A 23,576-nucleotide genomic window follows, 5' to 3' on the forward strand; every position below is an offset into this window, starting at 1 on the left:
ACGCTAGCCGGCACGACGAAACGCCGTCAACAGATCGAGGGGGCGGGCCATGGCGACCCTGTCCGATGTGGCCCGCCGGGCGGGCGTCTCACCCGCCACCGCCTCCCGCGTCATCAACGGCAGCAGCAAACCGGTCACCGACGAGCTGCGCGAGCGGGTGCTCGCCGCCGTCGCCGAGTTGCAGTACGTGCCCAACGCGCACGCCCAACTGTTGGCCCGCTCGCACCGCAGCGCGGTCGGGGTGATCGTGCACGACGTCTCCGACCCGTACTTCGCCGAGATCACCCGGGGGCTGCAACGGGTCGCCACCGACCAGGGCCGGCTGCTGATGATCTGCAACAGCTACCGGGACCCGGACCGCGAGTTGGAGTACGTGGAGCTGCTGCGCGGTCACCAGGTGGCGGCGCTGATCCTGGCCGGCTCGGGCTACCACGACGAGGCGTTCACCCGGCAGCTCAACGAGAAGCTCGCCGCGTACGAGGCCACCGGTGGGCGGGTGGCGGTGATCGGCCGGCACGAGCACTCCGGCGACGCGGTGATGCCGGACAACCGGGCCGGCGGCTACCTCGCCGGGCGGGAGCTGTGCGGTCTGGGGCACCGGGCGATCGGTGTGGTCGCCGGCCCGCGCATCCTCACCACCACGACCGACCGGTTGGCCGGCCTCCGGCAGGCCCTCACCGAGCAGGGCCGCGAGCTGCCCGATCGGCGCATCCGGTACGCGGAGTTCGACCGCGACGGTGGCGCCGAGGCCACCGCCCGACTGCTCGACGCCGACCCCGAGCTGACCGCCATCGTGGCGCTCAACGACTCGATGGCCATCGGCGCGCTGGCCACCCTACGCACGCGTGGGCTGGCGGTGCCACAGCAGATCTCGGTGCTGGGTTTCGACGACATGCCGATCGCCCGGGACGTGACCCCGGCGTTGACCACGGTGCGACTGCCTCTGGTCGACATGGGAGTGCGGGCGATGTCCCTGGTGCTCGGCGTCGGGGCCCCGGCGCCCCGGGTCGAGGTGCTCCCCGCCGAGCTGGTCCGCCGCGACACCGCCGGGCCCGTCCCACCGTCGATCCCCGCCACCGCGGGTTCCGCGCCACGGGCACGGCGAGGTGACACCACGTCGTGACCGGTGCCAGCCCGACCCAGCGGACCCTCACGCCCGCCGACATGGCGTATCTGATCGGTGCGTCGTTCGGGCCACAGGCCCGGGTCCGGGACGCCGGTCCGTTGGCCGGCGGCGGGTACGCGACGGTCTGGTGGGCGCTGCTCGACGACGACCGTCGGGTGGTGCTGAAGCTGGCCCCGCCGGCCGGAACGCCCCTGCTGCGCTACGAGCACGGGCTCTGCGCCGCCGAGGAGCGGTACTTCCGGCTCGTCGCGCAGCGGGCGCCGCAGGTGCCCGTCCCCCCGGTGCTCTTCCGGGGCGCCGACCCGGCGTACGGCGAGTGGTTGGTCACCGCGATGCTGCCCGGACGGTCGCTGTCCGACCTGGCCAAGACCGATGTCGTGGTCGACGACGGCCCGGCGCGCCACGACCTGGGGGTGGCCCTCGCCGCGTTGCACCGGGTCACCGGCGAACGGTTCGGGTACGACGGCGACCGGGCCTGCGGGCCGACCTGGCGGGCGGCGTTCACGGCGATGCTCGACGCGCTCCTGGCTGACGCGGCCGACTGGGACGTCCGACTACCGGTGACCCCGGCCCGCCTGCACGCACTGGTGGACCGGCACGCCGACGTGCTCGATGAGGTACGCCGCCCGTCGCTGTTGCACTTCGACTGCTGGGACGGCAACGTGCTGGCCGCGCCCGACCGGGACGGCCGGCTGCGGCTGCACGGCCTGGTGGACGGCGAGCGGTTCCTCTACGGCGACCCGCTGCTGGACCTGGTCTCGCCGCTGCTCTTCCGACGCGTCGAGGACGAGCCGGAGCACCCCCTGCTGCGCGGCTACCGGGCCGCCGCACCCCAACCGCTGGTGCTGGACGCTTCGGCGCGCCGCCGGCTCGGTCTCTACCGGTTGCACCTGTACCTGCTGATGACTGTGGAGATGCCCAGTCGCGGGATGACCGCGCGCAGCCATCCCGGGCGGCACGCCCGGCTGGCGGCCCTGCTCGACGAGGAACTGGCGGCGCTCACCTCGGCTTGACGGCCTGGCGCGGGTGGCGTCCGCCGTGTGGTCGAACGCCACCCGCACCCGGTCAGGGCAGGTCGATCGGGCGCAGCACCCGATCCACGGCGTGCGCGATCTGCCGGTTGCCCTTGTTGACGTCGTAGGAGACGACCCGCGCGTCACGGTCGTCGGTGTCGGCGTCGACCAGTCGCACCTGCCGGAAGAAGTACAGGTAGGTGCGCACGTCGACCTCGACGGACGAGCCGAGCGCGGTGGTCAGGTCCGTGCCGTCGGCCCGGACCGCCGTCCTGCGATCGATGGTGGCGCCCGGGACCACGTGGTAGAGCAGCACCGACTCGACGGTGTCGATGCCCAGCCCGGCCACGGCGGTGAAGGCGGCGCTCTCACTCGGCAGCTTCCGGGCCTGCGTGATCTCGCGGACCAACTGCTGGAAGGCGGCGTCGGTGGGGATGAACGCGGTCAGCGCCACGGTGCCGTCGGTCAGCACCTTGACCGGAGAGTTCGGCTTGGCTTCCAGCACGGCCAGCACGGCCGCCGTCAGCACGTCGAAGTCGCGCGAGTTGCGGTCTAAGCCGCTGCTGTCCCGGGTGAGCACCTGGGCGAGGGACGTCGTGCCGAGCGGCGTGGGCTTGCTGGTGGCCTGAGCGGCCGGTACGGCGACCGCGGTGGTGGCCAGCGCGGTGGCCACGGCGCCCACCGCCATCCGGGCGGCGATTCGTGCGAAGTTCATCAGCGAGCCTTTCGTCGAAGCGACCGGATCCGTGACGTCTCGTCACGACCCATACTTCGCACCGGGTACACCGCTCGGATGCACCCGCGGATAACGGATTGTCCGGGGCTCCTGCCGGGGCCTAACCTCCCCCGGTGCTGATTCGGGAGTTCGTCGACCGGGACTGGTCGCAGGTGTGGCCGATCGTCGAGGAGGTGATCCGGGCACAGGAGACGTTCCCCTATGACCCGGCGATGACCGCCGAACGGTCGTACGGCATGTGGGTCGAGGCGGCGCCGGGGCGGACCGTCGTGGCGGTCGATGGCGAGCGGGTGCTCGGCACCGCGAAGATGGGCACCAACCGGCCCGGGCCGGGCGCGCACGTGTCCACCGCGAGTTTCATGGTCGCCATCGACGCGCGGGGCCGGGGCGTGGGCACCGCGCTGTGCCGCGACGCCCTGACCTGGGGCCGCCAACAGGGGTACGCCGGCATGCAGTTCAACGCCGTGGTGGAGAGCAACAGCTCGGCGGTGCGGTTGTACCGGCGGGAGGGCTTCGAGGTGGTCGGCACCGTGCCGGGCGCGTTCCGCCACCCCACCCTCGGCCGGGTCGGCCTGCACGTGATGTACCAGGAGTTCTGACCGCGCCGCTCCGCCCCCGCCCGCGCCGACGCCCGCGCCCGCCCGCCCGTCCGCCCGTCCGCGTCGATCATGGACTTGTGGTGCTGCGCAAAAGGGACAAGGCTTCCCAACGTGCCCACCACAAGTCCATGATCGACCAGGAGGGCTCAGCCGCCGGCCGGGGCCGGGCGCAGGCCGGGCTGCCCGGCGGCCGGCTCCGTGCCGGCACGGCGGATCGGGGTGAAGAGGGCTCCGACCGCGACCAGCAGGCACCCCGCGCCCGCCGCCAGCGTGACGGCCGGAGCGCCGTACCGGCCGGCGGCCCAGGTCAGCACGACAGCGCCGGCCGGGCCGAGGGCGTAGTGCGTGCTCCAGAACGCCGACGTGACCCGGCCCAGCAGGTGATCGGGGGTGATCTCCTGGCGCAGGGACATCGAACAGATCCCGCCGACGCTGAGACAACACAGGTACACCGCGGTCAGCGCGGTGACCGCCGGCACGGTGGTGGCGATGCCCACCCCCGCCACCGCGAAGCCGCAGATCGCGTGCGCGCCGATCCAGGTGGCACCGAAGCCGCGACGGCGACGCAGCGGAGCCACCAGCAGCGCGCCGGCGACCGTGCCCAGCGCCGCCAGGCCGAGCACCGTGCCGACGGTGCCCTCGGAGCCGTCGAGGTCGTGCGTGACGTGGTAGATCAGCACGTCGACGAAGCCGTAGGTGAGGAAGATGAAGACCGACAACAGGACGGTCAGCGCGCGCAGCACGGGCTGTCGCCACAGGAACCGCGCCCCGGCCAGGAACTCGGCCAGCGGGCGCTGCCGGGCCACCCCCTCGTCCACCTGCACCGGGCGCAGTCGGATCAGCCACAGGCCGGCCGCCGAGAGCGCGAAGCTCGCCGCGTTGACGGCGACGGCGGTCGCCGGGCCGAAGCGGGCCGCCACCACGCCGGCGAGCAGCGGCCCGAGGACGGCCGCAGCCGCGTACGTGGCCTGCAACCGACCGTTGGCCTCGGTTATCCGGTCGGAGTCGACGAGGTTGCGGACCGCGGTCACCGCGGCGACCTGGAACAACATGCCGGCCGCCTCGCAGATCGGCAGCACGACGAAGAGCAGCCAGACCTGCGGGCCGGCGAACCACGCCAATGGCACCAGGGCGTAGAGCACCAGTCGGCTCAGATCCGCCACGATCATCAGGGTGCGGCGGTCGTACCTGTCGACCAGCACCCCGCCGAAGATCCCGGCGACGACGGACGCCGCGCCCGCGACGGCGGTGAGCAGGCCCATCTGCGCCACCGACCCGGTCGCCTGGAGCACCAGCAGCGGCACCGCCAGGTAGGCGAACGAGTCGCCGGCCGCCGAGAGCGACTGCGCGACCCAGTACGTCCCGAAGGTGCGGTCCCGCCAGAGCGGAGCCCTACCAGCGGTGGCAGATCGACTCATCGCGCCAAGGGTAGTGAACGCGCCCGTCGGACGCTGGCCGTGGCGGGCGTCACACCGCTGCGATGTCACGAACCGACGAGCGGCAGGCATCTCGTGGTCGTCAGTTCGATCAGAGAGGCGAAACAATGAGCACATCGCATCGACAGGTCCCGGCGGGCACGCACCGCGTCCTGATCCTCGGCGCGGGCTACGCGGGTATGGCCGCGGCGACCCAGCTCGCGGCACGCACCAGGCGGGCCGACGTCCAGGTGACAGTGGTCAACGCGCAGGAACGGTTCACCGAGCGCCTCCGGCTGCACATGACGGCCACCGGGCAGCGGCTCGCCGAGCTGAACATCCCCCACCTGCTGGCGGGGACCGGTGCACAGTTCGTGCGCGGCTGGGTGACGGCGGTGGACGCCCAGGCGAAGACCGTCCGCGTCGACGACAGCCGGGTGCTGCGCTACGACACCCTGGTCTACGCGTTGGGCAGCGTGACCGACACGGCGGCGGTCCCGGGCGTCGAGGAGCACGCGTACGCCCTGGACAGGCCGAGCGGCGCGACAACCCTGGCGGACCGGCTGGCCCGGCTCGGCACCGGCAGGGTCGTCATCGTCGGCAGCGGGTTGACCGGGGTCGAGGCGGCTGCGGAGATCGCGGAACGACACCCGGAGGTCGGCGTCACGCTGGTGGGCCAGCAGGACCCGGGGGCGAGCATGAACCCGAAGGCCCGGGCGTACCTGCGGGCCGCGCTGACCCGCCTCGGCGTCCAGGTGGTCACCGGAGCGGCGGTCACGCGGGTCCGGCCCGACGGGGTCGAATTGGCCGGTGCGGAGACCCTGGCGGCTGACGTCGTCCTCTGGACCGGTGGTACGCGGGTGGCGCCGCTGGCGGCCGCCGCCGGGCTGACCGTCGACGAACGCGGTCGGGTCGTCACCGATCTCGCGTTGCGGTCGGTGTCGCACCCCGAGGTGTACGCGATCGGCGACGCGGCCGCGATCCGGCAGGGCTACGGGATGCTGCACGGCACCTGCCAGTCCGGCATGCCGACCGGCGTGCACGCCGCGGTGTCGATCGCCCGCACGCTGCGGGGCAGGCAGCCCAGACCATTCCGGTTCGGTTACTACCACACGCCGGTGAGCCTGGGTCGAAACGATGCGGTCGTGCAGTTCACCCGCCCCGACGACACCCCTCGCCGTGGGTGTCTGACCGGGCGGATGGCGGTCTGGTACAAGGAAACCGTGAGTGCCTCACCCTGGTCGACCTACCGCCGTATGTCGCGGCTGCCCTCCTCCGGCGCGTTCTGGCCGCGCGGCGGCCGCTTCACCCGCCTGCGGGACGCGCGGTGACGCACCCGCCGGACGCCGACGAGCAGGTGTTCCACAGGCATCGCAACCTGCTGTTCTCGGTGGCCTACCGGATCCTCGGCAGCGCGGCCGATGCCGAGGACGCGGTGCAGGACGCCTGGATCAGTTGGTCCGCGGCGGACCGCTCCCAGGTCGCCGACCCCAAGGCGTACCTCGCCCGCATCGTGTCGAACCTCGCGTTGCAGCGGCTGCGCTCGGCCCGGCACCACCGCGAGACCTACGTGGGGCCGTGGTTGCCCGAGCCCATCCTGACCGGCGGGGACGCCGCCGACGCCGCCGCCACCGACGCCGAGTCGGTGTCGATGGCGATGCTTGTGGTGCTGGAGACGCTCAGCCCGCTCGAGCGGGCCGTGTTCGTCCTGCGGGAGGTCTTCGACTTCAGCCATGCGGAGATCGCGGCGGCGGTGGAACGCTCCGAGGCCGCGGTCCGCCAGACCGCCCACCGTGCTCGCGAGCACGTTCGCGGTCAGCGACCACGCTTCACCGCGGACCGGTCGCAGCAGCGCGGGGTCACCGAGCGATTCCTCGCCGCCTCGACCGGTGGCGACATCAACACCCTGCTGGAGCTGCTGTCCCCGGACGTCACACTGTGGACCGACGGTGGCGGAAAGGTCCGCCAGGCCCTGCGTCCCATCCGGGGCGCGGGCACGGTCGCCGCGTGGTTCGCGGCCATCGGCACCGTCACCTACCAGGGCGTCGAGCCGCACGACATGCACGCCGCCCTGGTCGAGATCAACGGGGGGCCGGGTCTCGTGTTCAGCGGTGCGGGTCGGGTGGTCGCCACCGTCTCCTTCGACATCGACGCCGACGGTCGCATCACCACCATCCACACCGTCGCCAACCCCGACAAGCTCCGCGTCGTCGCCGACGGCACCGTCCACCGCCTCGCGACGCGCTGAGCCGTCCGGCTCACCGTCAGCCGGTGCTGGTGAGGTCGGTCGTCGCCGCGAGCTCCGTGACCACGTCCAGGAAGCGGTGCAGCGCGGGTGCGGTGTTGCCCGCCAACCACACCATCTCGGTGTACGCGTAGGCGCCGGCCAGCGGGACGAACACCACGCCGGTGCGGCGAAGGCTGGCCGCCGAGCAGGCGAGCCGGGTGACGCCGAGTCCGGCGGCGACCAGGCCGAGGAGGCTCTGCACGCCGGCCTCCTCCTGAACGACGGTCGGGACGAAGCCCGCTTCCCGGAACTGGTCCTCGTAGGCGCGGTGCCAGGGTTCCCAGGAGCTGCGCGGCGTCATGACCCACGGTTCGTCCGCCAGGTCGGCGAGCGTCAGCTGGGCGCGCTCGGCGAGCGGGTGGCCCTCGGGGAGCACCGCGCAGACCGGTTCGGTGGTCAGTCGCCTGGACTCCAGGCCGGCAACGAGCGGGGTCCGGGTGAAACCGACGTCGAACTGCCCGCCGAGGACGCCCTGCACCAGGGGGGCGATGCTTGTGGTCTCGGTGGTCAGGTGCAGGTCGGGGAGGTGGTGGCGGACCGCCCGGACCACCGGGGGCAGGAGATGGTTGGCGACGGTGGTCAGGAAGGCGAGCCGGAGGGTGCCGACCTCGCCGCGCAGGGCCCGTCCCACGACGGCGACGGCCTGGTCGGCGCGGTCGGTCACGGCGCGTGCCTCGGGCACGAACAGGGCGCCGATGTCGGTGAGGGTGGTGCCGCGGCTGTCGCGCTCGAACAGCTTCACCCCGAGGACGCGTTCCAGGGCGGTGATCTGCTGCGACAGCGACTGCTGGGCGATCGTCAGGCGGGCGGCGGCCCGGGTGAAGCTCAGCTCCTCCGCGAGGACCAGGAAGTAACGCAGTTGTCGCAGCTCAGGCGTGGCCACAGGAACAGACTGTAGCCACGCCAGGAAGCGTGTGTTGGCCGTCCGCGCAGACCTCCGCGCACGATCGGTGCGAAGGGCGGTGCCGGCACACCGTACGCCGGTACGGCGAGCTGGCACGGCCACGTGCGGACACCACCGAAGGAAGTCGATCATGTCGGAAACACGCGTCACCACGCCGTTCAACGCCCGGTCCACCGCCGCCGACGTCGTGGCCGGTGTCGACCTGACCGGGCGGCACGCCATCGTCACCGGCGCCTCCTCGGGCATCGGTGTGGAAACCGCCCGGGCGCTCGCCATGGCGGGTGCCGAGGTGACCCTGGCGGTACGGGACGTGCGGGCCGGAGAACGGACCGCGCGGGAGATCGGTGCCGGGGCCGCGAACCGGCTGCTCCGGGTCAGGCCGTTGGACCTGTCCGACCAGCGGTCGGTCGCCGCGTTCGTGGCCGACTGGGACGGTCCCCTGCACATCCTGGTCAACAACGCGGGTGTGTCGGCAACCCCGGAGATGCGCACCGCGGAGGGGTGGGAGTTGCAGTTGGCCACCAACCACCTCGGCCACTTCGCACTCGCCAACGGGCTGCACCGGGCACTCGCGGCGGCCGGTCGGGCCCGCGTGGTGTCGCTGAGTTCCATCGCCCACGTTTCGGCCCCGATGGTCTTCGAGGACGTCAACTTCCGGGAACGCCCCTATGACCGTCTCCTCGCCTACGGGGAGTCGAAGACCGCCACCGCGCTGTTCGCGGTCGAGGCGAACCGGCGCTGGGCGGGCGACGGCATCACCGTCAACGTGGCCAACCCGGGTGCGGTCGCCACCAACCTGGGACGGCACCTCACCGAGGAGGACTACGCGCAGCTTCCGGCGTTCGACTTCAAGGCCCCGCAGCAGGGGGCCGCGACCTCGGTGCTGCTCGCCGCGTGGCCGCAGCTGGAGGGCATCGGCGGCCGGTACTTCGAGGACTGCGAGCAAGCGGTGCGCCACGACCCGGCGGACCCGCTGCGCGGCGTCGCCGACCACGCGATCGACCCCTCGGCGGCGGCGCGACTGTGGCAGCTCTCGCTGGACCTGCTCGCCGGTACCCGGGCCGCCTGACCGCAGGGTCTCCCCCGCCGGACGGGAATGGACCCGAACGCCCGGAAACGGCCGCGGGATCCCCCGCGGCCGTTTCCGGAAGGCGCGAAACGCTCAGCCCTTACGCAGCGGAGCGAGCGCGGTGCTCCAGGAGACCACCTGGTCGAGCGTGGCGGTCAGCGAGTCCTGGTGGAACTGGTTGGGCTTGAAGACGCTGAAGTTCTCGAAGTCGGTGAAGAGCGAGAGCGCGACCTGCGAGCGCACGTCGGCCATCTGCAGCTCACCGGAGATCAGACGCAGGTGCTCCACGGCGCGCGTCCCGCCGACCGAGCCGTAGCTGACGAAGCCGACGGCCTTGTTGTTCCACTCGGCGTAGAGGAAGTCGATCGCGTTCTTCAGGGCGCCCGAGGTCGAGTGGTTGTACTCGGGGGTAACCATGATGAACCCGTCGAACGACGCGATCGTCTCGGCCCACCGCTTGGTGTGCGGCTGGGTGTACTGGCCCATCGAGGGCGGGTACGCCTCGTCGAGGTGCGGCAGCTGGTAGTCGAGCAGGTCGATCAGCTCGTACTCCGCGTCGGAGCGCTGCTTGGCGATCTCGAGCACCCAGCGGGCGACGGCCTCGCCGTTACGCCCCGGGCGGGTGCTGCCGAGGATGATCCCGATCCTGGTCATGTGTGGCGCCTTTCAGAGGGTCCTTGCCTGACGACCGGAACGCTAACCGCTGCTTGATTGGTCAAGCAAATATCTGCTCCGTGGGCGTGGTCACACGGGGGGCAAGCATTTGCTCAGTCAAACAAGTATGATATGAGGATGTCCAACCCGTCCTCAGCAACTCCGCAACCGCTCACCCGTGATGAGGAATCCCTGGTCCGCGCCCTGGGCCAGGTCATGCACGTCCTGCCCCGCGCGATAGACGCCGACATGGTCGGTGACCGTCAGCTACCGCTCACCGAGTACACCGCGCTGATGAACCTCTCCGAGGCACCGGAGCGGCGGATGCGCATGAACGAGCTCGCAGCGCTCTGCTACCTCTCCCTCAGCGGCATGACCCGCACCGTCATCCGGCTGGAGACGCAGGGCCTGGTCCGGCGGGAACGGTGCGATGAGGACGCGCGCGGCTGGAACGCCGTCCTCACCGACGCGGGCTTCGCCCGCCTGCAGGAGTCCTGGCCCAGTCATTTGGCTGCCGTACGCCGCCGGTTCCTCCAGCACTTCGAGGGCTTCGACCTCGCCCAACTGGCCCAAGCGTTCCAGCGGGCCGGAACGGCGGAGACGACCGACTGAGCCGGCGCCGGCCCGGTCGGTCGCCCCGCCCGGCTCAGCCGGACAGCCGGCCCTCGGCCACCAGTGCCCACGCCAGCAGCCCGAAGGCGCCGGTCGACGCGACGGCACGGACCACATTGCCGCGTACCCAGGTGACCTCGAAGCGCGACCGCAGGGCCGCGAGGTCGGTGGCACCGTCCACGTCGCCGGCGCGGGCCAGCACATTGTTGAGCGGCACGTTGACCACGGCGGTGACACCGAGCACCACCAGGTACAGCAGCAGCCCGGCGACGATCCACGGCAGCACCGCCCGACGCCCGGCCCCCAGGTGCAGCGCCCCCGCCAGCAGCGTGAACAGCAGCGCGCCCCCGAAGCACACCGCGAACCACCCGTTGAGGATCGACTCGTTGATCCGCCGCATGGCGAGCACCAACGTCCGGTCGTCGGTGCGGGCCAGGCCCGGCATGACCGCGTACGCGAAGGCGGCGAACAGCCCGGCGGTCAGGCCGGTGGTCAGGGTGGCGGCGAACAGGCTGGCGGTCCTCAGAACTTCCATCCGCCTATTGCACCCGTTGGCGTGCGCGCTGATCAAAGGCGATAGCGGTCACCGGGCCGGAGCGTGGGCGGCGAGCGGGTTCGTGAGGGTGCCGACGAACTGGAGAGCCGCCGACGGGTCAGCCAGGTCGATCATCTGCTGGTTGTCGCGCAACTGCAGCCGGTTGAGGCAGGACAGCGTGAACTCCGGGGCGAAGAGGTCGTAGTGACGGACCCGCTCGGCCAGGTGCGGCACCCGGTCGAAGTAGTCGGTGGCGCAGGCCGCGACCGTACGCCAGAAATCGTCCTCGGCGAGCACACCGACCTCGACCAGGACCGCGTTGAGGTGCCGCAGGAAGCAGTCCACCACGTCGGTGAAGATGCTCAGCAGCTTGGTGTCGTCGGGCACCTCGACGCGGATCCGCTCCACCGCCGCCGGCAGCTCGACCTTGTCGCTCATCACCGCGATCTCCTCGGCGATGTCCTTGAAGATCACCCGCTGGACCGTGTCCTGCTCGTCGAGGACCAGGATGACGTTCTCGCCGTGCGGCATGAAGGCCAGGTCGTGGGCGTAGAAGCTGTGCAGCAGCGGGGTCAGGTAGGCGTCCAGGTAGCGGCGCAGCCACACCTCGGGCGCCAGGCCGGACCGGGCGATAAGCGCCGCCGCCAGCGAGCCGCCCTCGTCGTCGACGTGCAACAGCGCGGCCATGGTGGACAGTCGCTCTCCCGGGGCCAGGCTGGGCACCGGGCTCTCCCGCCACAGGGCGGCCAACATCTTCCGGTACGGGGAGGTGCGCTCGGTCGCCGCCTCGTACTGCCGGTGCCGGTAACCCACCGCGGCCCGTTCCCGGATGACGGTCAGGCCGGTGCCGGCCAACACCTCGTCGGCGGCGATCAGGTCGGCCAGCCAGTCGTTGATCGCCGGGGTGGCCGCCATGTACGCGGCCGACAGCCCCCGCATGAAGCCCATGTTCAGCACCGACAGCGCGGTCTTGACGTAGTGCCGACCCGGCTCGCTGACGTTGAAGAAGGTGCGGATGGACTGCTGGGCGAGGTACACGTCCGGCCCGGGGCCGAGGTGTACCAGCCGGCGCTCGGCCAGCTCCCCGGCGAAGGTGACCGCCAGCTTGTTCCACCACTGCCACGGGTGCGCCGGGATCAGGTGGTAGTCGGCGAGGTCCAGCCCGAGACCGGCCATCGTGGCCGCGAACCGGGCCCGGGTCTCGGCGTCCAGCTCGCTCTCGATGAGCCTGTCGTAGTCGAGGTCGGCGGCGCTGCTGAACGTCGAGTGGTCCCGGTGCGCGGCCAGCCACTCCAGCCGCACCGGTGCGGCGGCCTCCGGGGCGTACCGGTGGTACTCGTCGACACCGAAGCCGAGCCGGCCGTTGTTCGCCACGAAGCAGGGGTGGCCCTCGGTCATCGAGGTCTCGATGGTCTGGAAGTCCGCCTCGGCCAGCTCGGCGGCGCTCGGCGCGGCCTGGGCCAGCTTGTACGCCGTACCCGCCAGCGTCGAGGTGATCTCCTCCAGGTAGACCGGGAGCACCCGTGCGGAGAGCCCGAGGGTGTCGCGCAGTTCGACGATGAGGTCCACCGCGTCCGGTGCCAGGGACGCGCCGCCGCGGTGTCGGGTGATGCTGTCCGCGTCGATCTGCCAGTGCGCCAGGGCGAACACCCGCGCCACGAACCGGTAGGTGACCGTGCCGTCGTCGCTGCGGACCTCGTACCACTGCCGGTCGTCGGGGCCGGCCACGGCCTCCGGGCTGAGCAGCCGCTCGTGGGTGAACTCGGCGAGCGCCTTGCGGACCAGCAGCCGGTTGGCCCGGGCCCAGCGCTGCGGGGTGAGGTGCCCGGCCGGGTCGCCGGAAGCGTTGTGCGCGGTGGCGACGGGCGGGTGGGTGGTGACGGCGGTGGTCACGCCGGGGCTCCTTCGATTCGAGTGGCGGCGGCGCGGTCGGCGGCAGCGCGGTCGGCGGCGGCCTGGAACTGGGCTCGGGTGCAGACGCTGAGCAGTGCGTCCTTCTCGGGCTTGGCGATCGGGCCGACGACGGTGAAGCCGACGGCGGCGTTCAGCGCGTGCACGGCGGTGTTGCGCACGTCCGGTTCGACAACCACCCGTCGGGTCGTGGGGTCGTCGAAGAGCCACGCCATGACGGTGCCGATGACCGCCCGGGTGAAGCCGTGCACGGGCGCGTCGACCGGCGCGCAGAGGAAGTGCATGCCCACGTCACCGGGCTGGTGGTCGTACAGGCCGACCAGCTCGACGTGGGCCGGGTCGTAGCGCTCCGCGAGGAAGGCGGGACTTCCCCGCCACAGCCCGAGGTACGCGTCGTGGTGCGGGTGCTCGGCGATCCGCCGGTACTCCTCGGTGACCTGGGCCAGGTCGGCGTCCTGCATCATCCAGAACGCCGCCTTCGGGTGGGTCACCCAGGTGTGCAGCAGCGCCGCGTCGGCGTCCGGGTCGAGCGGCCGCAGCGCGAACCCGCCGAGACCCTCGTCGACGTGGGTGAAGACGGCGGTCACGACGACACCCCGAACTCCTGGAAGGTGATGCTCTTCTCGATCGGGTAGTGCTCCCGACCGAGCAGCTCACGGATGATCCAGGAGTTGCGGTAGGCGCCCATGCCGAGGTCGGGTGAGGTGATGCTGTGCGTGTGGGTGCCCGCGTTCTGCAGGAAGATGCCCCGCCCGCTGTGGTCGATGCTGTAGTTGCGGGCCACGTCGAAGCGGCCGTGCGCGTCCCAGCGGATCCGGTCCGACACCGGCGCCAGGAACTCCGGCACCCGGTAGTGGTAGCCGGTGGCCAGCACCAACCCCTCGGTACGCAGGGCGAAGTCGCGCTCCTGCTCCACCTGACGCAACCCCAGCGTGTACTGCCCGTCCTGGTGGTCGGCGCTGACCAGCTCGGTGTTGGTGAGCAGGCGGGTGTTCACCGGCCCGTCCACGCTGTGCGCGTAGAGCAGGTCGAAGATGTCGTTGATCAGGTCGGCGTTGATCCCCTTGAACAGGCCCTTCTGCTCGGACTCCAGCCGGTAGCGGGTCGCCTCGGGCAGCGCGTGGAAGTAGTCCACGTAGTCCGGTGAGGTCATCTCCAGCGTCAGCTTGGTGTATTCGAGCGGGAAGAACCGTGGCGACCGGGTCACCCAGTTGAGCTGGTAGCCGTACCGGTCGATGTCGCCGAGCAGGTCGTGGTAGATCTCGGCGGCGCTCTGCCCGCTGCCCACCACGGTGATGCTGCGCTTGGTGCGCAGCGCCGTTCGGTGCTCCAGGTAGCGCGAGTTGTGCACGGCGTCGCCGGGCAGATCGGCGACGGCCGGGGGCAGGTGCGGCGGGGTGCCGGTGCCGAGCACCAGGTGCCGGGCCCGGTATTCCACGGTCTCCCCCGTGCCGGTGCTGGCCCGCACCACGTACCGCTCGTCGGCGGAGTCGTACTCCACAGTGGTCACGGTTTGGCCGAAGCGCAGGTTCGACAGTTTCGCCGCCGCCCACCGGCAGTACGCGTCGTACTCGCTGCGTAGCGGGTAGAAGCTCTCCCGGATGTAGAACGGGTAGAGCCGGCCGATCTCCTTGAGGTAGTTGAGGAAGGAGAAGGGTGATGTGGGGTCGGCGAGGCTGACCAGGTCGGCGATGAACGGGGTCTGCAACCGGGCCGACTCCAGCAGCATGCCGGGGTGCCAGGCGAGACTCGGCCGGGCCTCCAGGAACACCCCGTCGAGGTCGTCGATCGGCGCGGTGAGGCAGGCCAGGCCCAGGTTGTACGGGCCCAACCCGATGGCGATGAAGTCGTGGGTGGACATCGGGGTCTCCAGGCGCGGGTTCGTGGTCACCGGCGTCAGCCGACGGGGCAGGTCAGGTCGGCGTCGACGTGGTCGTGCACGTACCGGCCGGCGTGGGTGGCGATCAGGTCGAGTACGTACCCGACGTCGTCGACTGTGGTTTCCGGGTTGAGCAGGGTGAACTTCAGGAAGTGCCGGCCGTCCACCCGGGTTCCGGCGACCACGGCGAGACCGGACGCCGCGAGGGCCTCCCGGGCGTGCAGGTTGGCGGCGTCGGCCAGCTCCCGGCCGGGGCCGGTGGGCAGGTAGCGGAACACCACAGTGCTCAGCTCCGAGCGGGTCACCACCTCGAAGCGCGGGTCCGCGCTGACCAGCTGCCAGGCGTCGGCGGCCCGGTCGACGACCTCGTCGAAGAGCCCGCCGAGCGCGTCCGGGCCCATCACCCGCAGGGTGAGCCAGAGCTTCAACGCGTCGAAGCGGCGGGTGGTCTGCAAACTCTTGTCGACCTGGTTGGGGATGCGTTGCTCCACCATCCGGGCCGGGTTGAGGTAGTCGGCGTGGTAGGTGACGTGCCGCAGCGTCCGCCGGTCGCGGACCAGCAGCGCGCTGGAGCTGACCGGCTGGAAGAACGACTTGTGGAAGTCGACGGTGACCGAGTCGGCCCGCTCGATGCCGTCGAGCAGGTGCCGGCGCGTCGGCGAGACGAGCAGACCACAGCCGTACGCGGCGTCCACGTGCAGCCAGACGCCGGCTGCCGCGCAGATCCCGGCCAGTTCGGTGAGCGGGTCGATCGAGCCGAAGTCGGTGGTGCCGGCGGTGCCGACGACGGCCATCACCACGAGTCCGGCCTGGCGGCACCGCACGATCTCCTCGCGGACGGCGGCCGCGCTGATCCGTCGGCGGGTGTCGGTGGCCACCGCGATCACCGCGTCCGGGGCGAGGCCGAGCAGCTTGGCCGACTTCTGCACGCTGAAGTGACCGGCGGCGGAGGTGATCACCCGCAGCCGGGGCAGCAGCTCCGCGCGCGCCGCCGGTCCGATGGCGTCGGCGCACGCCTCCTCCCGGGCCAGCAGCAGCGCCTGGAGGTTGGACTGGCTGCCGCCGCTGGTGAAGATGCCGTCCGCGTGCGGGCCGAGGCCGATCCGCTCAGCCGTCCAGTCGATCAGCCGCCGCTCGATGAGGGTGGCGCCGGCGCTCTGGTCCCAGGTGTCCAGTGAGGAGTTCACGGCGGTGAGCACCGCCTCACCGAGCAGCGCCGGGATGGCCACCGGGCAGTTGAGGTGGGCGAGGTAGCGGGGGTGGTGGAACCAGACGGCGTCGCGCAGGTAGACGTTCTCCAGCTCGTCCAGAGCGGCGCCGGCGTCGCCCAGCGGACGGTCCAGGTCGACCCGGTCGACCAGGGGGGCCAGCTCGGCCGGCGTGACTCCGGTGCCCGGACGGTCCACCGTGGCCACCCGCCGGGCGACCCGGTCGACGCCATCGGCGATCGTGCGGCGGTACTGCTCGACCGAGCCGCCATGCAGCAGTTGGGCCCGCGCGGCGGTTGACGACGCTGGCGGCGTGGTGGTCTCGACGGGGTACGTCGGCACGGTCACGGAATGTCCTTCCACGTTCTCGACGAGGGGCAGCCGGAACCGTCCCCGGCGCGGCGGTGCGCCTCGGGGCAGTGCTGCCGATCGATTGGGGGTCGTCAGTCAGGCGGTGGCGCCGGCCAGCGCCTCGGCACGCAGGTCCTCTTCGGACAGTCCGCGTCGCCAGTAGCCGGCGAAGGTCACCCTCCGACGGTCGAGGCCGCGCTCGTCGACGAGGTGCCGGCGCAGCGCCCGCACCACGCCGGACTCACCGGCGATCCAGGCGTACGGGGTGCCGCCGGTGGGGAGCCGTGCGGCGCGGACGGAACTGACCAGCAGGTCGCTACCGGGCGGGGTGCTGCCCCGCACGATCCACCTGATCTCGGCGTCGGCCTCGGTGGGCAGGTCCGTGATGTCGGCGGCGTCGGGCACCTCGATCCAGGCGCGGACCCGGGTGCCGGCGGGCAGCCAGGCCAGGATGCCCTCGATGGCCGGTAGCGCGGTCTCGTCGGCGGCGAGCAGCACGAGGTCCGTGCCGTCCGGCGGGCGGAAGCAGACGCTGCGGTTGTCAGGCACCGCCGGGCCGAGCAGCAGCACCCGGTCGCCGGGACCGGCGAGGGCCGCCCAGCGGGAGGCGGGGCCGGTGTCGCCGTGGCTGACGAAGTCGATGTCGACCTCGGTGTCGGCCGGGCGGTGCTCCCGGATGGTGTACGAGCGCAGCACCGCGCGGACGTCCGCCGGCAGCGCCCGCCAGCCGCCGAACCAGTCCTCACCCTGCTCGACCGGGACCACCGGAGCGTCCTGCCCGGGGTGCGGCAGGAACAGCGAGACGCTCTGGTCCCGGCCGCCCCCGGCGAAGTCGGCCAGCTCCGCGCCACCGAAGGTGACCCGGATCAGCGAGGCGCCGACCCGGCGGGCCCGGACGACGTGCGCGGCGTAGAAGCGGTACTGCGAGGCGATCGGTGCGGTGGCGCTCGTACTCATGGCGTCAGCTGACCTTCTTCGCGTTCCGGATGGCGGTGGCGAGGTTCTCCAGCAGCGGCGCGGAGCCGGCGTACGAGAAGCGGGGTACCGCGTCCCACGGGCTCACCTGGTTGGCCTTGACCGCCGGCAGTTGCTGCCAGGTCGGTTTGGCGGTGAGGTCCTTGGCCTGCAGGGCGGTGCTGCGGTTGTCCAGCAGGATCAGGTCGGCCGGGAACTTGCCAGCGCTCTCCCAGCTCAGCGCCTCGAAGTAGTCGCCGGCTTCGAGCTTGGTGGGGACCACGATGTCGACGCCCAACTCGGCGAAGTACATCAGGTCGGTGCTGACCTTCGGGTTGGAGACGTAGAAGAGGTCGGGGCTGCCGGAGCAGGCCATCACCTTGATCCCGGGGTTGGCCTTGACCGCCTGGCGGACCGCCTCGGCGGCGGCGTCGAAGCGGGCCTTCCCGTCGGTGACCTTCTTCGCGGACAGGTCCGCGCCGAGCGACTCGGCCAGCGCCGCGTACCGCTCGATGGGCTTGGTCATCGGCACCCGGGCGGTGGTGATCGCCACACTGGGCGCCAGCGGGAGGATCTTGGCCTTGCTCTCGTCCGGCACGTACCAGAGCGCGTCCGGGTCGTACATGTGGGTGACCAGCAGTTCGGGGCGCAGCGCCGCGTACTTCTCCAGGCTGAACTCGCCCCAGACGTTGCCGAGGATCTCGACGCCCTCGACGTTCAGGTCACCGGCCTGTGGGTCGGCCGTGCCGTCGGCGCGTTTGGTCTCACCGAACACGCCCACGAGCTGCTTGTCGAGACCGAAATCGATCAGAGCCGCCGCCACGCCGGTGAAGGCCACCACGCGGGTCGGACGGGCTGCGGCTTCGACCTTCGTGCCGCGGTCGTCGGTGAACGACCAGGGGCCACTTCCGTTGCCGGCAGCGGGTTTCGCGGCGTCGTCCTTGCCGCAGGCGGCGAGCAGGGTGGCCAGCGTGGCAGCGCCACCGGCGGCCAGCAGGCCACGGCGGGAGAGGCGGCGGGCGGACAGGGCATCGGGCATGGTGTTGTCTTTCGATCAAGGGTTGGCCGGGGTCGACCAGGGCAGCGGGGTTAGGTTAGCCTAACCTCGGTCATTGTCAACAGCGGTTCGCCGTGTCGCCACCACCCCGGAGCCCACACTGGACGCCACACCCACCGTCACCCGACCGGCACCGTCCGTGCCGACCACGGGTACGGCCGCACCCCCGAGCAGGCGGGGCCGTCGGACGGCCCGCGCCGCCGGCCTGGTCATCGCCGTGGCACTGCTCGCGGTGATCGTGGTGCTCAGCATCGCGGTCGGCGCGAAGGCCATGCCGCTCGCCGACGTCTGGTCCGGGTTGCTGCACCGCGACGCAACCGAGTACGCCGTGGTGCACCGGATGCGCCTGCCCCGCACCCTGCTCGGGCTGCTCGTCGGCACCGCCCTCGGGGTGGCGGGCGCGGTCATGCAGGCCCTCACCCGCAACCCGCTCGCCGACCCCGGGCTGCTCGGCATCAACGCCGGCGCGTCCGCGGCCGTCGCCACCGCCGCCGCGTCCCTGGGCGTCACCGCCGTCGGCGGGTACGTCTGGTTCGCCCTGCTCGGCGCGGCGGCGGTGACCGCGCTCGTCTACGCCGTCGGCGGCGGGCGCGGCGCCACCCCGGCCCGACTCGCGCTGGCTGGGGCGGCGCTCAACGCCACCCTCTACTCGTACGTCAGCGCGGTGATGCTGCTGGACACCGCCTCACTGGAGCGGCTGCGTTTCTGGACGGTCGGCTCACTGGCCAGCGCGGATACCGCGACCGTCACCCGGGTGCTGCCGTTCATCCTCGTCGGGCTGGTGGTCGCGCTCGGCGCCGCCCGTCCGCTGAACGCGCTCGCGCTCGGCGATGACGCGGCGCGAGCCCTCGGCGCTCGGCCCGCGCTGATCCGCGCCGCGGTGATCGTCGCGGTCACCCTGCTCTGCGGAGCGGCGACCGCCGCGTGCGGTCCGATCGTCTTCGTCGGACTGCTGGTGCCGCACCTGGTCCGCGCCCTGACCGGCCCGGACCTGCGCTGGCTGCTGCCGTACTGCGCGGTGCTCGCGCCCGCGTTGCTGCTCGGCTCCGACGTGCTCGGCCGGGTGCTGGGCCGGCCCGGGGAACTCCAGGTCGGCATGGTGACCGCCGTGCTGGGCGGCCCGCTCTTCCTGTGGCTGGTCACCCGCCGGCCGGTGGCGCAACCGTGAGCGAGCGAACCAGCAGGCTCAGTGTTGTGGGGCGTCGCGCCGGCGCGGAGCGAAGCGGAGCGATGGCGTGACTGTCATTCGTACACCTGGGGGGTTGTCGCTGCGGTTCCGGCCCCGGGCGTTGGGCGTCGGGGCCGGCGCGGCGTTGCTCGCGGCCGGGTTCGGTCTGGTGGCCCTGGGCAGTGGTGACTACCCGATGGGGCCAGCGGACGTGCTGCGCACGCTGACCGGCGGCGGCACCCTGGCGGAGCAGTTCATCGTGTTCGACCTGCGTCTGCCCCGGCTGGTCACGGCCCTGTTGGTCGGTGCGGCGCTGGCTCTCGCCGGCACGGTGTTCCAGTCGCTGGTTCGCAACCCGCTGGGCAGCCCGGACATCCTGGGCTTCACCCAGGGCGCGTCGACCGGGGCGCTGGTGGTGGTCGTCCTCGGCGGCGGCAGTCTGGCGTTGGCCGGCGCGGCGGTCGTCGGTGGGCTCGGCACCGGCCTGGTGATCTACGCGCTCGCCTGGCGGCGCGGGGTGCACGGTTACCGGCTCATCCTGGTCGGCATCGGGGTGGCCGCGATCCTGACCGGCGTCAACGGCTACCTGCTGACCCGGGCGCCCCTGATGGACGCCGCCCGCGCGGTGCTCTGGCTCACCGGCAGCCTGGACGGGCGGGGCTGGGCCAACGCCGGGCCGCTGCTCGCGGTCCTTGTCGTGTTGGCGCCGCTGGTGCTCGTCGGCTGCGCCCCGGCGCTGCGGATGATGGAGTTGGGCGACGACGCGGCCAGTGCGCTGGGCGTGCCGGTACGCCGGTTGCGCCTGGTGCTGCTCGCCGCCGCCGTGCTGCTGGTCTCGTTCGCGGCGGCCGCCGCCGGGCCGGTGTCCTTCGTGGCGCTCGTCGCCCCGCACGTGGCGAAACGACTGACCCGGGCACCGGGCCCGAACCTGCTGCCGTCGATGGCCGTCGGCGCGGCGCTGCTGGTCGGGGCCGACCTGCTGGCGCAGCGCGCGTTCGCCGGGCACCAACTCCCGGTCGGCGTGGTGACCGGCGTGATCGGTGGCGGTTACCTGGTCTGGCTGCTGGCGATGGAACGTCGGGCGGGCCGGCTGTGAACACCCCTGATGCCCTCGAAGGAGCACCCATGCGACCCGGCGACTCCCGGCTCGGCGGCACCGCGCTGACCCTCGCCTACGACCAGCGCACCATCGCCGAGAACCTGACCGTGGCGGTGCCCGACCGGTCCTTCACCGTGATCATCGGCCCGAACGCGTGCGGCAAGTCGACGCTGCTGCGGGCACTGTCCCGGATGCTGCGCCCCAGCGCCGGTGCGGTGCTGCTGGACGGACGGGACATTCACGACCTGCCGGCCCGCAAGGTGGCCCGTACGCTCGGCCTGCTGCCGCAGTCGTCGATCGCGCCGGACGGCATCAGCGTCGCCGAACTGGTCGCCCGGGGCCGCTACCCCCACCAGGGGTTGCTGCGGCAGTGGTCGCGTGAGGACGAACGGGTGGTCGAGGAGTCGATGGTCGCGACCGGGGTCGACGACCTCGCCGACCGGGCGGTGGACGAGCTGTCCGGCGGGCAGCGGCAGCGCGTCTGGATCGCCATGGCGCTGGCCCAGCAGACGCCCCTGCTGCTGCTCGACGAGCCGACCACGTACCTCGACATCGCCCACCAGATCGAGATCCTTGACCTCTGCGCCCGGCTGCACGAGGAGCAGGGCCGCACGCTTGTCGCGGTGCTGCACGACCTGAACCACGCGGCCCGCTACGCCACCCACCTGATCGCCATGCGCGACGGACGCGTGGTGGCCGCCGGCGATCCGGCGTCGGTGGTCACCGCCGACCTGGTGGCGGAGGTGTTCGGGCTGCCCTGCCGGGTGATCGACGACCCGGAGTCGGGCACCCCGCTGGTCGTCCCGGCGGCCCGCCGCCGCGCCACCACCCTGGCCCCGGAGCCGGCGTGAGCGAGCGCAGCGAGCGAACCAGCAAGCACAGCAGCGAGGCGCTCGCGCCGCCGCGAAGCGGTGGCGCGAGCGAGCGCACCGGTGGGCGGAACCCCGCCCGGCGTTTCCGTGACCCGTGGGGGGTGCCGCACCTGCGAGCCGACGACCCGCTCGCGCTGGCGGCGGCGCAGGGCCGGGTGACCGCGTACGACCGGGCCTGGCAGATCGAGGTGGAACGGCACCGGGCCCGGGGCACCAGCGCGGCGTTCCTCGGCCCCGACGCGCTCGGCTGGGACCGGTTCGTCCGGCAGGTCCGGCTCGACGACACCGCACGCCGCTGCCACGCGGCGCTGGACCCGGCGACCGCCGAGTGGGTGGGCGCCTACGTGGACGGCCTCAACGCCGGTCTCGCCGCCGGGGCGGCCCGGTCGCCGGAGTTCGCCGCCACCGGGCTGCGGCCGGGCCGGTGGGAGCCGTGGACACCGCTCGCGGTCTGGCTGGGCCACCACATCCTGTTCGCGGGGTTCCCCGGCAAGCTCTGGCGCGAGCACGTGGCGCAGCGGCTCGGGCCGGACGCGGTCGACCTGTTCGCCACCGACGGGCCGGCCGTGGCCGGCAGCAACGGGTGGCTGCTCGCCGCCGAGCGCACCGGCACCGGGGCCGCGCTGCTCGCCGGCGATCCGCACCGGTTCATCGAGGATCCCGGTGTCTACCAACAGATCCGGCTGGCCTGCCCGGAGTACGACGTGGTCGGGCTGGCGGTGCCGGGCGTGCCGGGCATCGCGCACTTCGGGCACACCGGCGGGGTGGCCTGGGCGATCACCAACGCGATGGCCGACTACCAGGACGTGTACGCGGAGCGGCTGCGCCGCGACGGCACCCGGGTGCAGGCGCTCGGCCCGGACGGCTGGCGTCCGGTGCACCGCCACGTCGAGACGATCGAGGTGGCCGGGGCCGACCCGGTCGAGGTCGAGGTGGTGGAGACCGACCGTGGTCCGGTGATCGCCGGTGGGCCGGACGACGAGACGGCCGTCAGCCTGCGCTACCCGCCCCGAGTCCGGGGTGACCTCGGTCTCGCGACGCTGCCGGAGCTGCTGCGCGCCCGTACCGTGGCCGAGGTGGACCACGCGCTGCGGCACTGGGTGGAGCCGGTCAACGTGGTGCAGGCGGCGGACACCGCCGGAGGGCTGCTGCACCGGGTCGCCGGGGCGGTGCCGGTGCGGCACCCGGACAACGGCCGGCGGGTGGTCCCCGGGTGGGACGCCGCGCACGCCTGGAAGGGCTGGTACGCGCCGATGCCCCGCGCCGAGGTGGTCGGTCGGGCGGTGATGGCCAACGAGCGCGGGCTGGCGGCGCCGCTCGGGGTGGAGTTCGCCCCACCGCACCGGGCGCACCGCATCGCCGAGCTGCTCGACGCCGGTTCGGCCTGGACGGCCGACGGGATGGCCACTGTGCACACCGACACCTACCTGGGTGCGGCCGGGCCGCTGCTGGCCGTCCTCGCCGAGTCGACGGGGCTCGGCCCGGCCGCTGCCGCGCTGCGCGAACGGCTGCTGCGCTGGGATCGCCGGATGGCCGCCGACAGCACGGACGCGGCGGCCTACGCCATCCTGCGGGCGGCTGTCGTACGGCGGATCGCCGCCCACCCGACGCTGGCCGCGCTCGCCGAGCTGCCCGCGTACCCCGAGGTGTTCGCGCCCTGGTTGGCGCTGACGCCGCGCGTCGGTCACGCGCTGGAGCACCTGCTCGGCGCGACCCCGCTGCCCGGTGTGGACATCACCGCGCTGGTACGCGCGGCGGCCGAGGAGGTCGGCGACGCGGCGGCCGGCCAGGTGCCCTGGGGGGACCTGCACCGGCTGGCGCCGTGGCGGGCCCTGCCCGGCCCGGACGCCGGGCCCGGCCCCCGGCTCGACGGTGACCACGACTGCGTGTTGGCCACCTCCAGCGTGCCCGGGGTCACCCACTGGTGCTTCCGGGGGCCGGCGGCGCGCTTCGTCTGGAACCTGGCCCGCCGCTCGGACAGCCGGTGGGTGGTCCCGCTGGGCGCCTGCGGGGTGCCCGGCGACCCGCACCACGACGACCAGAGCCCCGCCTGGCTGGCCGGTGAGTTGCTCCCGGTCGTGACGGACTGGGACCGCCTCGTCGAGGAACTCCACTGACGGCACCGGC

General features: G+C 72.6%; 22 protein-coding genes. 11 read left to right on the forward strand and 11 right to left on the reverse strand.

Translation table 11 applies throughout. From position 1 onward, the window contains the following. The first annotated feature begins 49 nt into the window (after positions 1–49). Positions 50–1,123, forward strand: coding sequence for a LacI family DNA-binding transcriptional regulator (locus tag ACIBD9_RS22525; protein ID WP_396720472.1), 1,074 nt, complete (start codon positions 50–52; stop codon positions 1,121–1,123). Next, the gene (locus ACIBD9_RS22530; RefSeq protein ID WP_396720474.1) at positions 1,120–2,139 is read left to right on the forward strand and encodes a phosphotransferase family protein; all 1,020 of its coding nucleotides are present in this window, start codon (positions 1,120–1,122) and stop codon (positions 2,137–2,139) included. Before ACIBD9_RS22525 ends, ACIBD9_RS22530 begins: the two co-directional genes overlap by 4 nt. Before the next feature lie 52 nt (positions 2,140–2,191). On the opposite strand, the gene ACIBD9_RS22535 is transcribed toward ACIBD9_RS22530, so the two are convergent. Then, positions 2,192–2,854, reverse strand: coding sequence for a fasciclin domain-containing protein (locus tag ACIBD9_RS22535; protein ID WP_396720476.1), 663 nt, complete (start codon positions 2,852–2,854; stop codon positions 2,192–2,194). 134 nt (positions 2,855–2,988) lie between these two features. Between ACIBD9_RS22535 and ACIBD9_RS22540 the strand changes: the two genes are divergently transcribed. Next, positions 2,989–3,474, forward strand: a complete 486-nt coding sequence (locus tag ACIBD9_RS22540; RefSeq protein WP_396720478.1) for a GNAT family N-acetyltransferase — start codon at positions 2,989–2,991, stop codon at positions 3,472–3,474. Between the two features lie 146 nt (positions 3,475–3,620). On the opposite strand, the gene ACIBD9_RS22545 is transcribed toward ACIBD9_RS22540, so the two are convergent. Then, the gene (locus tag ACIBD9_RS22545; protein WP_396720480.1) at positions 3,621–4,892 is read right to left on the reverse strand and encodes an MFS transporter; all 1,272 of its coding nucleotides are present in this window, start codon (positions 4,890–4,892) and stop codon (positions 3,621–3,623) included. A gap of 125 nt (positions 4,893–5,017) precedes the next feature. Between ACIBD9_RS22545 and ACIBD9_RS22550 the strand changes: the two genes are divergently transcribed. Continuing rightward, a complete protein-coding gene (locus ACIBD9_RS22550) occupies positions 5,018–6,220 on the forward strand; it encodes an NAD(P)/FAD-dependent oxidoreductase (RefSeq protein ID WP_396720482.1) in 1,203 nt (400 codons plus the stop codon). Next, positions 6,217–7,137 (forward strand): RNA polymerase sigma-70 factor, encoded by a 921-nt coding sequence (locus ACIBD9_RS22555; RefSeq protein WP_396720484.1) that lies wholly within the window; start codon positions 6,217–6,219, stop codon positions 7,135–7,137. Before ACIBD9_RS22550 ends, ACIBD9_RS22555 begins: the two co-directional genes overlap by 4 nt. Positions 7,138–7,153: 16 nt before the next feature. Here the strand turns inward: ACIBD9_RS22555 and ACIBD9_RS22560 are convergent, their stop codons facing one another. Continuing rightward, a complete protein-coding gene (locus ACIBD9_RS22560; protein WP_396720486.1) occupies positions 7,154–8,059 on the reverse strand; it encodes a LysR family transcriptional regulator in 906 nt (301 codons plus the stop codon). A 151-nt stretch (positions 8,060–8,210) separates the two neighbouring features. On the opposite strand from ACIBD9_RS22560, the gene ACIBD9_RS22565 reads away from it, so the two are divergent. Beyond that, a complete protein-coding gene (locus tag ACIBD9_RS22565) occupies positions 8,211–9,149 on the forward strand; it encodes an SDR family NAD(P)-dependent oxidoreductase (protein WP_396720488.1) in 939 nt (312 codons plus the stop codon). 93 nt (positions 9,150–9,242) lie between these two features. On the opposite strand, the gene ACIBD9_RS22570 is transcribed toward ACIBD9_RS22565, so the two are convergent. Further along, positions 9,243–9,803, reverse strand: a complete 561-nt coding sequence (locus tag ACIBD9_RS22570; protein ID WP_396720490.1) for an NADPH-dependent FMN reductase — start codon at positions 9,801–9,803, stop codon at positions 9,243–9,245. Between the two features lie 138 nt (positions 9,804–9,941). Between ACIBD9_RS22570 and ACIBD9_RS22575 the strand changes: the two genes are divergently transcribed. Beyond that, the gene (locus tag ACIBD9_RS22575; protein ID WP_396720492.1) at positions 9,942–10,415 is read left to right on the forward strand and encodes a MarR family winged helix-turn-helix transcriptional regulator; all 474 of its coding nucleotides are present in this window, start codon (positions 9,942–9,944) and stop codon (positions 10,413–10,415) included. Between the two features lie 34 nt (positions 10,416–10,449). Here the strand turns inward: ACIBD9_RS22575 and ACIBD9_RS22580 are convergent, their stop codons facing one another. The 7 genes from ACIBD9_RS22580 to ACIBD9_RS22610 form a co-directional block, all read right to left on the reverse strand. Then, entirely contained in the window at positions 10,450–10,950 is a 501-nt protein-coding gene (locus tag ACIBD9_RS22580; RefSeq protein ID WP_396720494.1) for a DUF1772 domain-containing protein, read from the reverse strand. A 48-nt stretch (positions 10,951–10,998) separates the two neighbouring features. After that, the gene (locus tag ACIBD9_RS22585) at positions 10,999–12,843 is read right to left on the reverse strand and encodes an IucA/IucC family protein (RefSeq protein ID WP_396720496.1); all 1,845 of its coding nucleotides are present in this window, start codon (positions 12,841–12,843) and stop codon (positions 10,999–11,001) included. Continuing rightward, on the reverse strand, positions 12,840–13,448 hold the full coding sequence (locus tag ACIBD9_RS22590; RefSeq protein WP_396720498.1) for a GNAT family N-acetyltransferase: 609 nt from the start codon (positions 13,446–13,448) through the stop codon (positions 12,840–12,842). Before ACIBD9_RS22590 ends, ACIBD9_RS22585 begins: the two co-directional genes overlap by 4 nt. Further along, positions 13,445–14,722, reverse strand: a complete 1,278-nt coding sequence (locus tag ACIBD9_RS22595) for a lysine N(6)-hydroxylase/L-ornithine N(5)-oxygenase family protein (protein WP_396720766.1) — start codon at positions 14,720–14,722, stop codon at positions 13,445–13,447. The genes ACIBD9_RS22590 and ACIBD9_RS22595 overlap by 4 nt, the downstream gene beginning before the upstream one ends. Before the next feature lie 35 nt (positions 14,723–14,757). Continuing rightward, complete coding sequence (locus ACIBD9_RS22600) at positions 14,758–16,296, reverse strand: pyridoxal phosphate-dependent decarboxylase family protein (RefSeq protein ID WP_396720500.1); 1,539 nt, start codon at positions 16,294–16,296, stop codon at positions 14,758–14,760. A 99-nt stretch (positions 16,297–16,395) separates the two neighbouring features. Beyond that, complete coding sequence (locus ACIBD9_RS22605; RefSeq protein WP_396720502.1) at positions 16,396–17,256, reverse strand: siderophore-interacting protein; 861 nt, start codon at positions 17,254–17,256, stop codon at positions 16,396–16,398. Between the two features lie 4 nt (positions 17,257–17,260). Beyond that, on the reverse strand, positions 17,261–18,292 hold the full coding sequence (locus tag ACIBD9_RS22610) for an ABC transporter substrate-binding protein (RefSeq protein WP_396720504.1): 1,032 nt from the start codon (positions 18,290–18,292) through the stop codon (positions 17,261–17,263). A 73-nt stretch (positions 18,293–18,365) separates the two neighbouring features. Here ACIBD9_RS22610 and ACIBD9_RS22615 point away from each other — a divergent pair, with 73 nt between their 5' ends. The 4 genes from ACIBD9_RS22615 to ACIBD9_RS22630 all read left to right on the forward strand — a co-directional run bounded on the left by ACIBD9_RS22615 (position 18,366) and on the right by ACIBD9_RS22630 (position 23,566). Continuing rightward, positions 18,366–19,478 (forward strand): FecCD family ABC transporter permease, encoded by a 1,113-nt coding sequence (locus tag ACIBD9_RS22615; protein ID WP_396720506.1) that lies wholly within the window; start codon positions 18,366–18,368, stop codon positions 19,476–19,478. A gap of 67 nt (positions 19,479–19,545) precedes the next feature. Next, entirely contained in the window at positions 19,546–20,574 is a 1,029-nt protein-coding gene (locus ACIBD9_RS22620; RefSeq protein WP_396720508.1) for a FecCD family ABC transporter permease, read from the forward strand. A 29-nt stretch (positions 20,575–20,603) separates the two neighbouring features. Further along, positions 20,604–21,428 carry an ABC transporter ATP-binding protein gene (locus ACIBD9_RS22625; RefSeq protein WP_396720510.1) on the forward strand — a complete coding sequence of 275 codons (825 nt, stop codon included), beginning with the start codon at positions 20,604–20,606 and terminating at the stop codon, positions 21,426–21,428. After that, positions 21,425–23,566, forward strand: coding sequence for a penicillin acylase family protein (locus ACIBD9_RS22630; RefSeq protein ID WP_396720512.1), 2,142 nt, complete (start codon positions 21,425–21,427; stop codon positions 23,564–23,566). Before ACIBD9_RS22625 ends, ACIBD9_RS22630 begins: the two co-directional genes overlap by 4 nt. Positions 23,567–23,576: the final 10 nt, after the last annotated feature.

It is taken from the genome of Micromonospora sp. NPDC050784, from assembly GCF_044456765.1.
GTDB lineage: Bacteria > Actinomycetota > Actinomycetes > Mycobacteriales > Micromonosporaceae > Micromonospora > Micromonospora foliorum.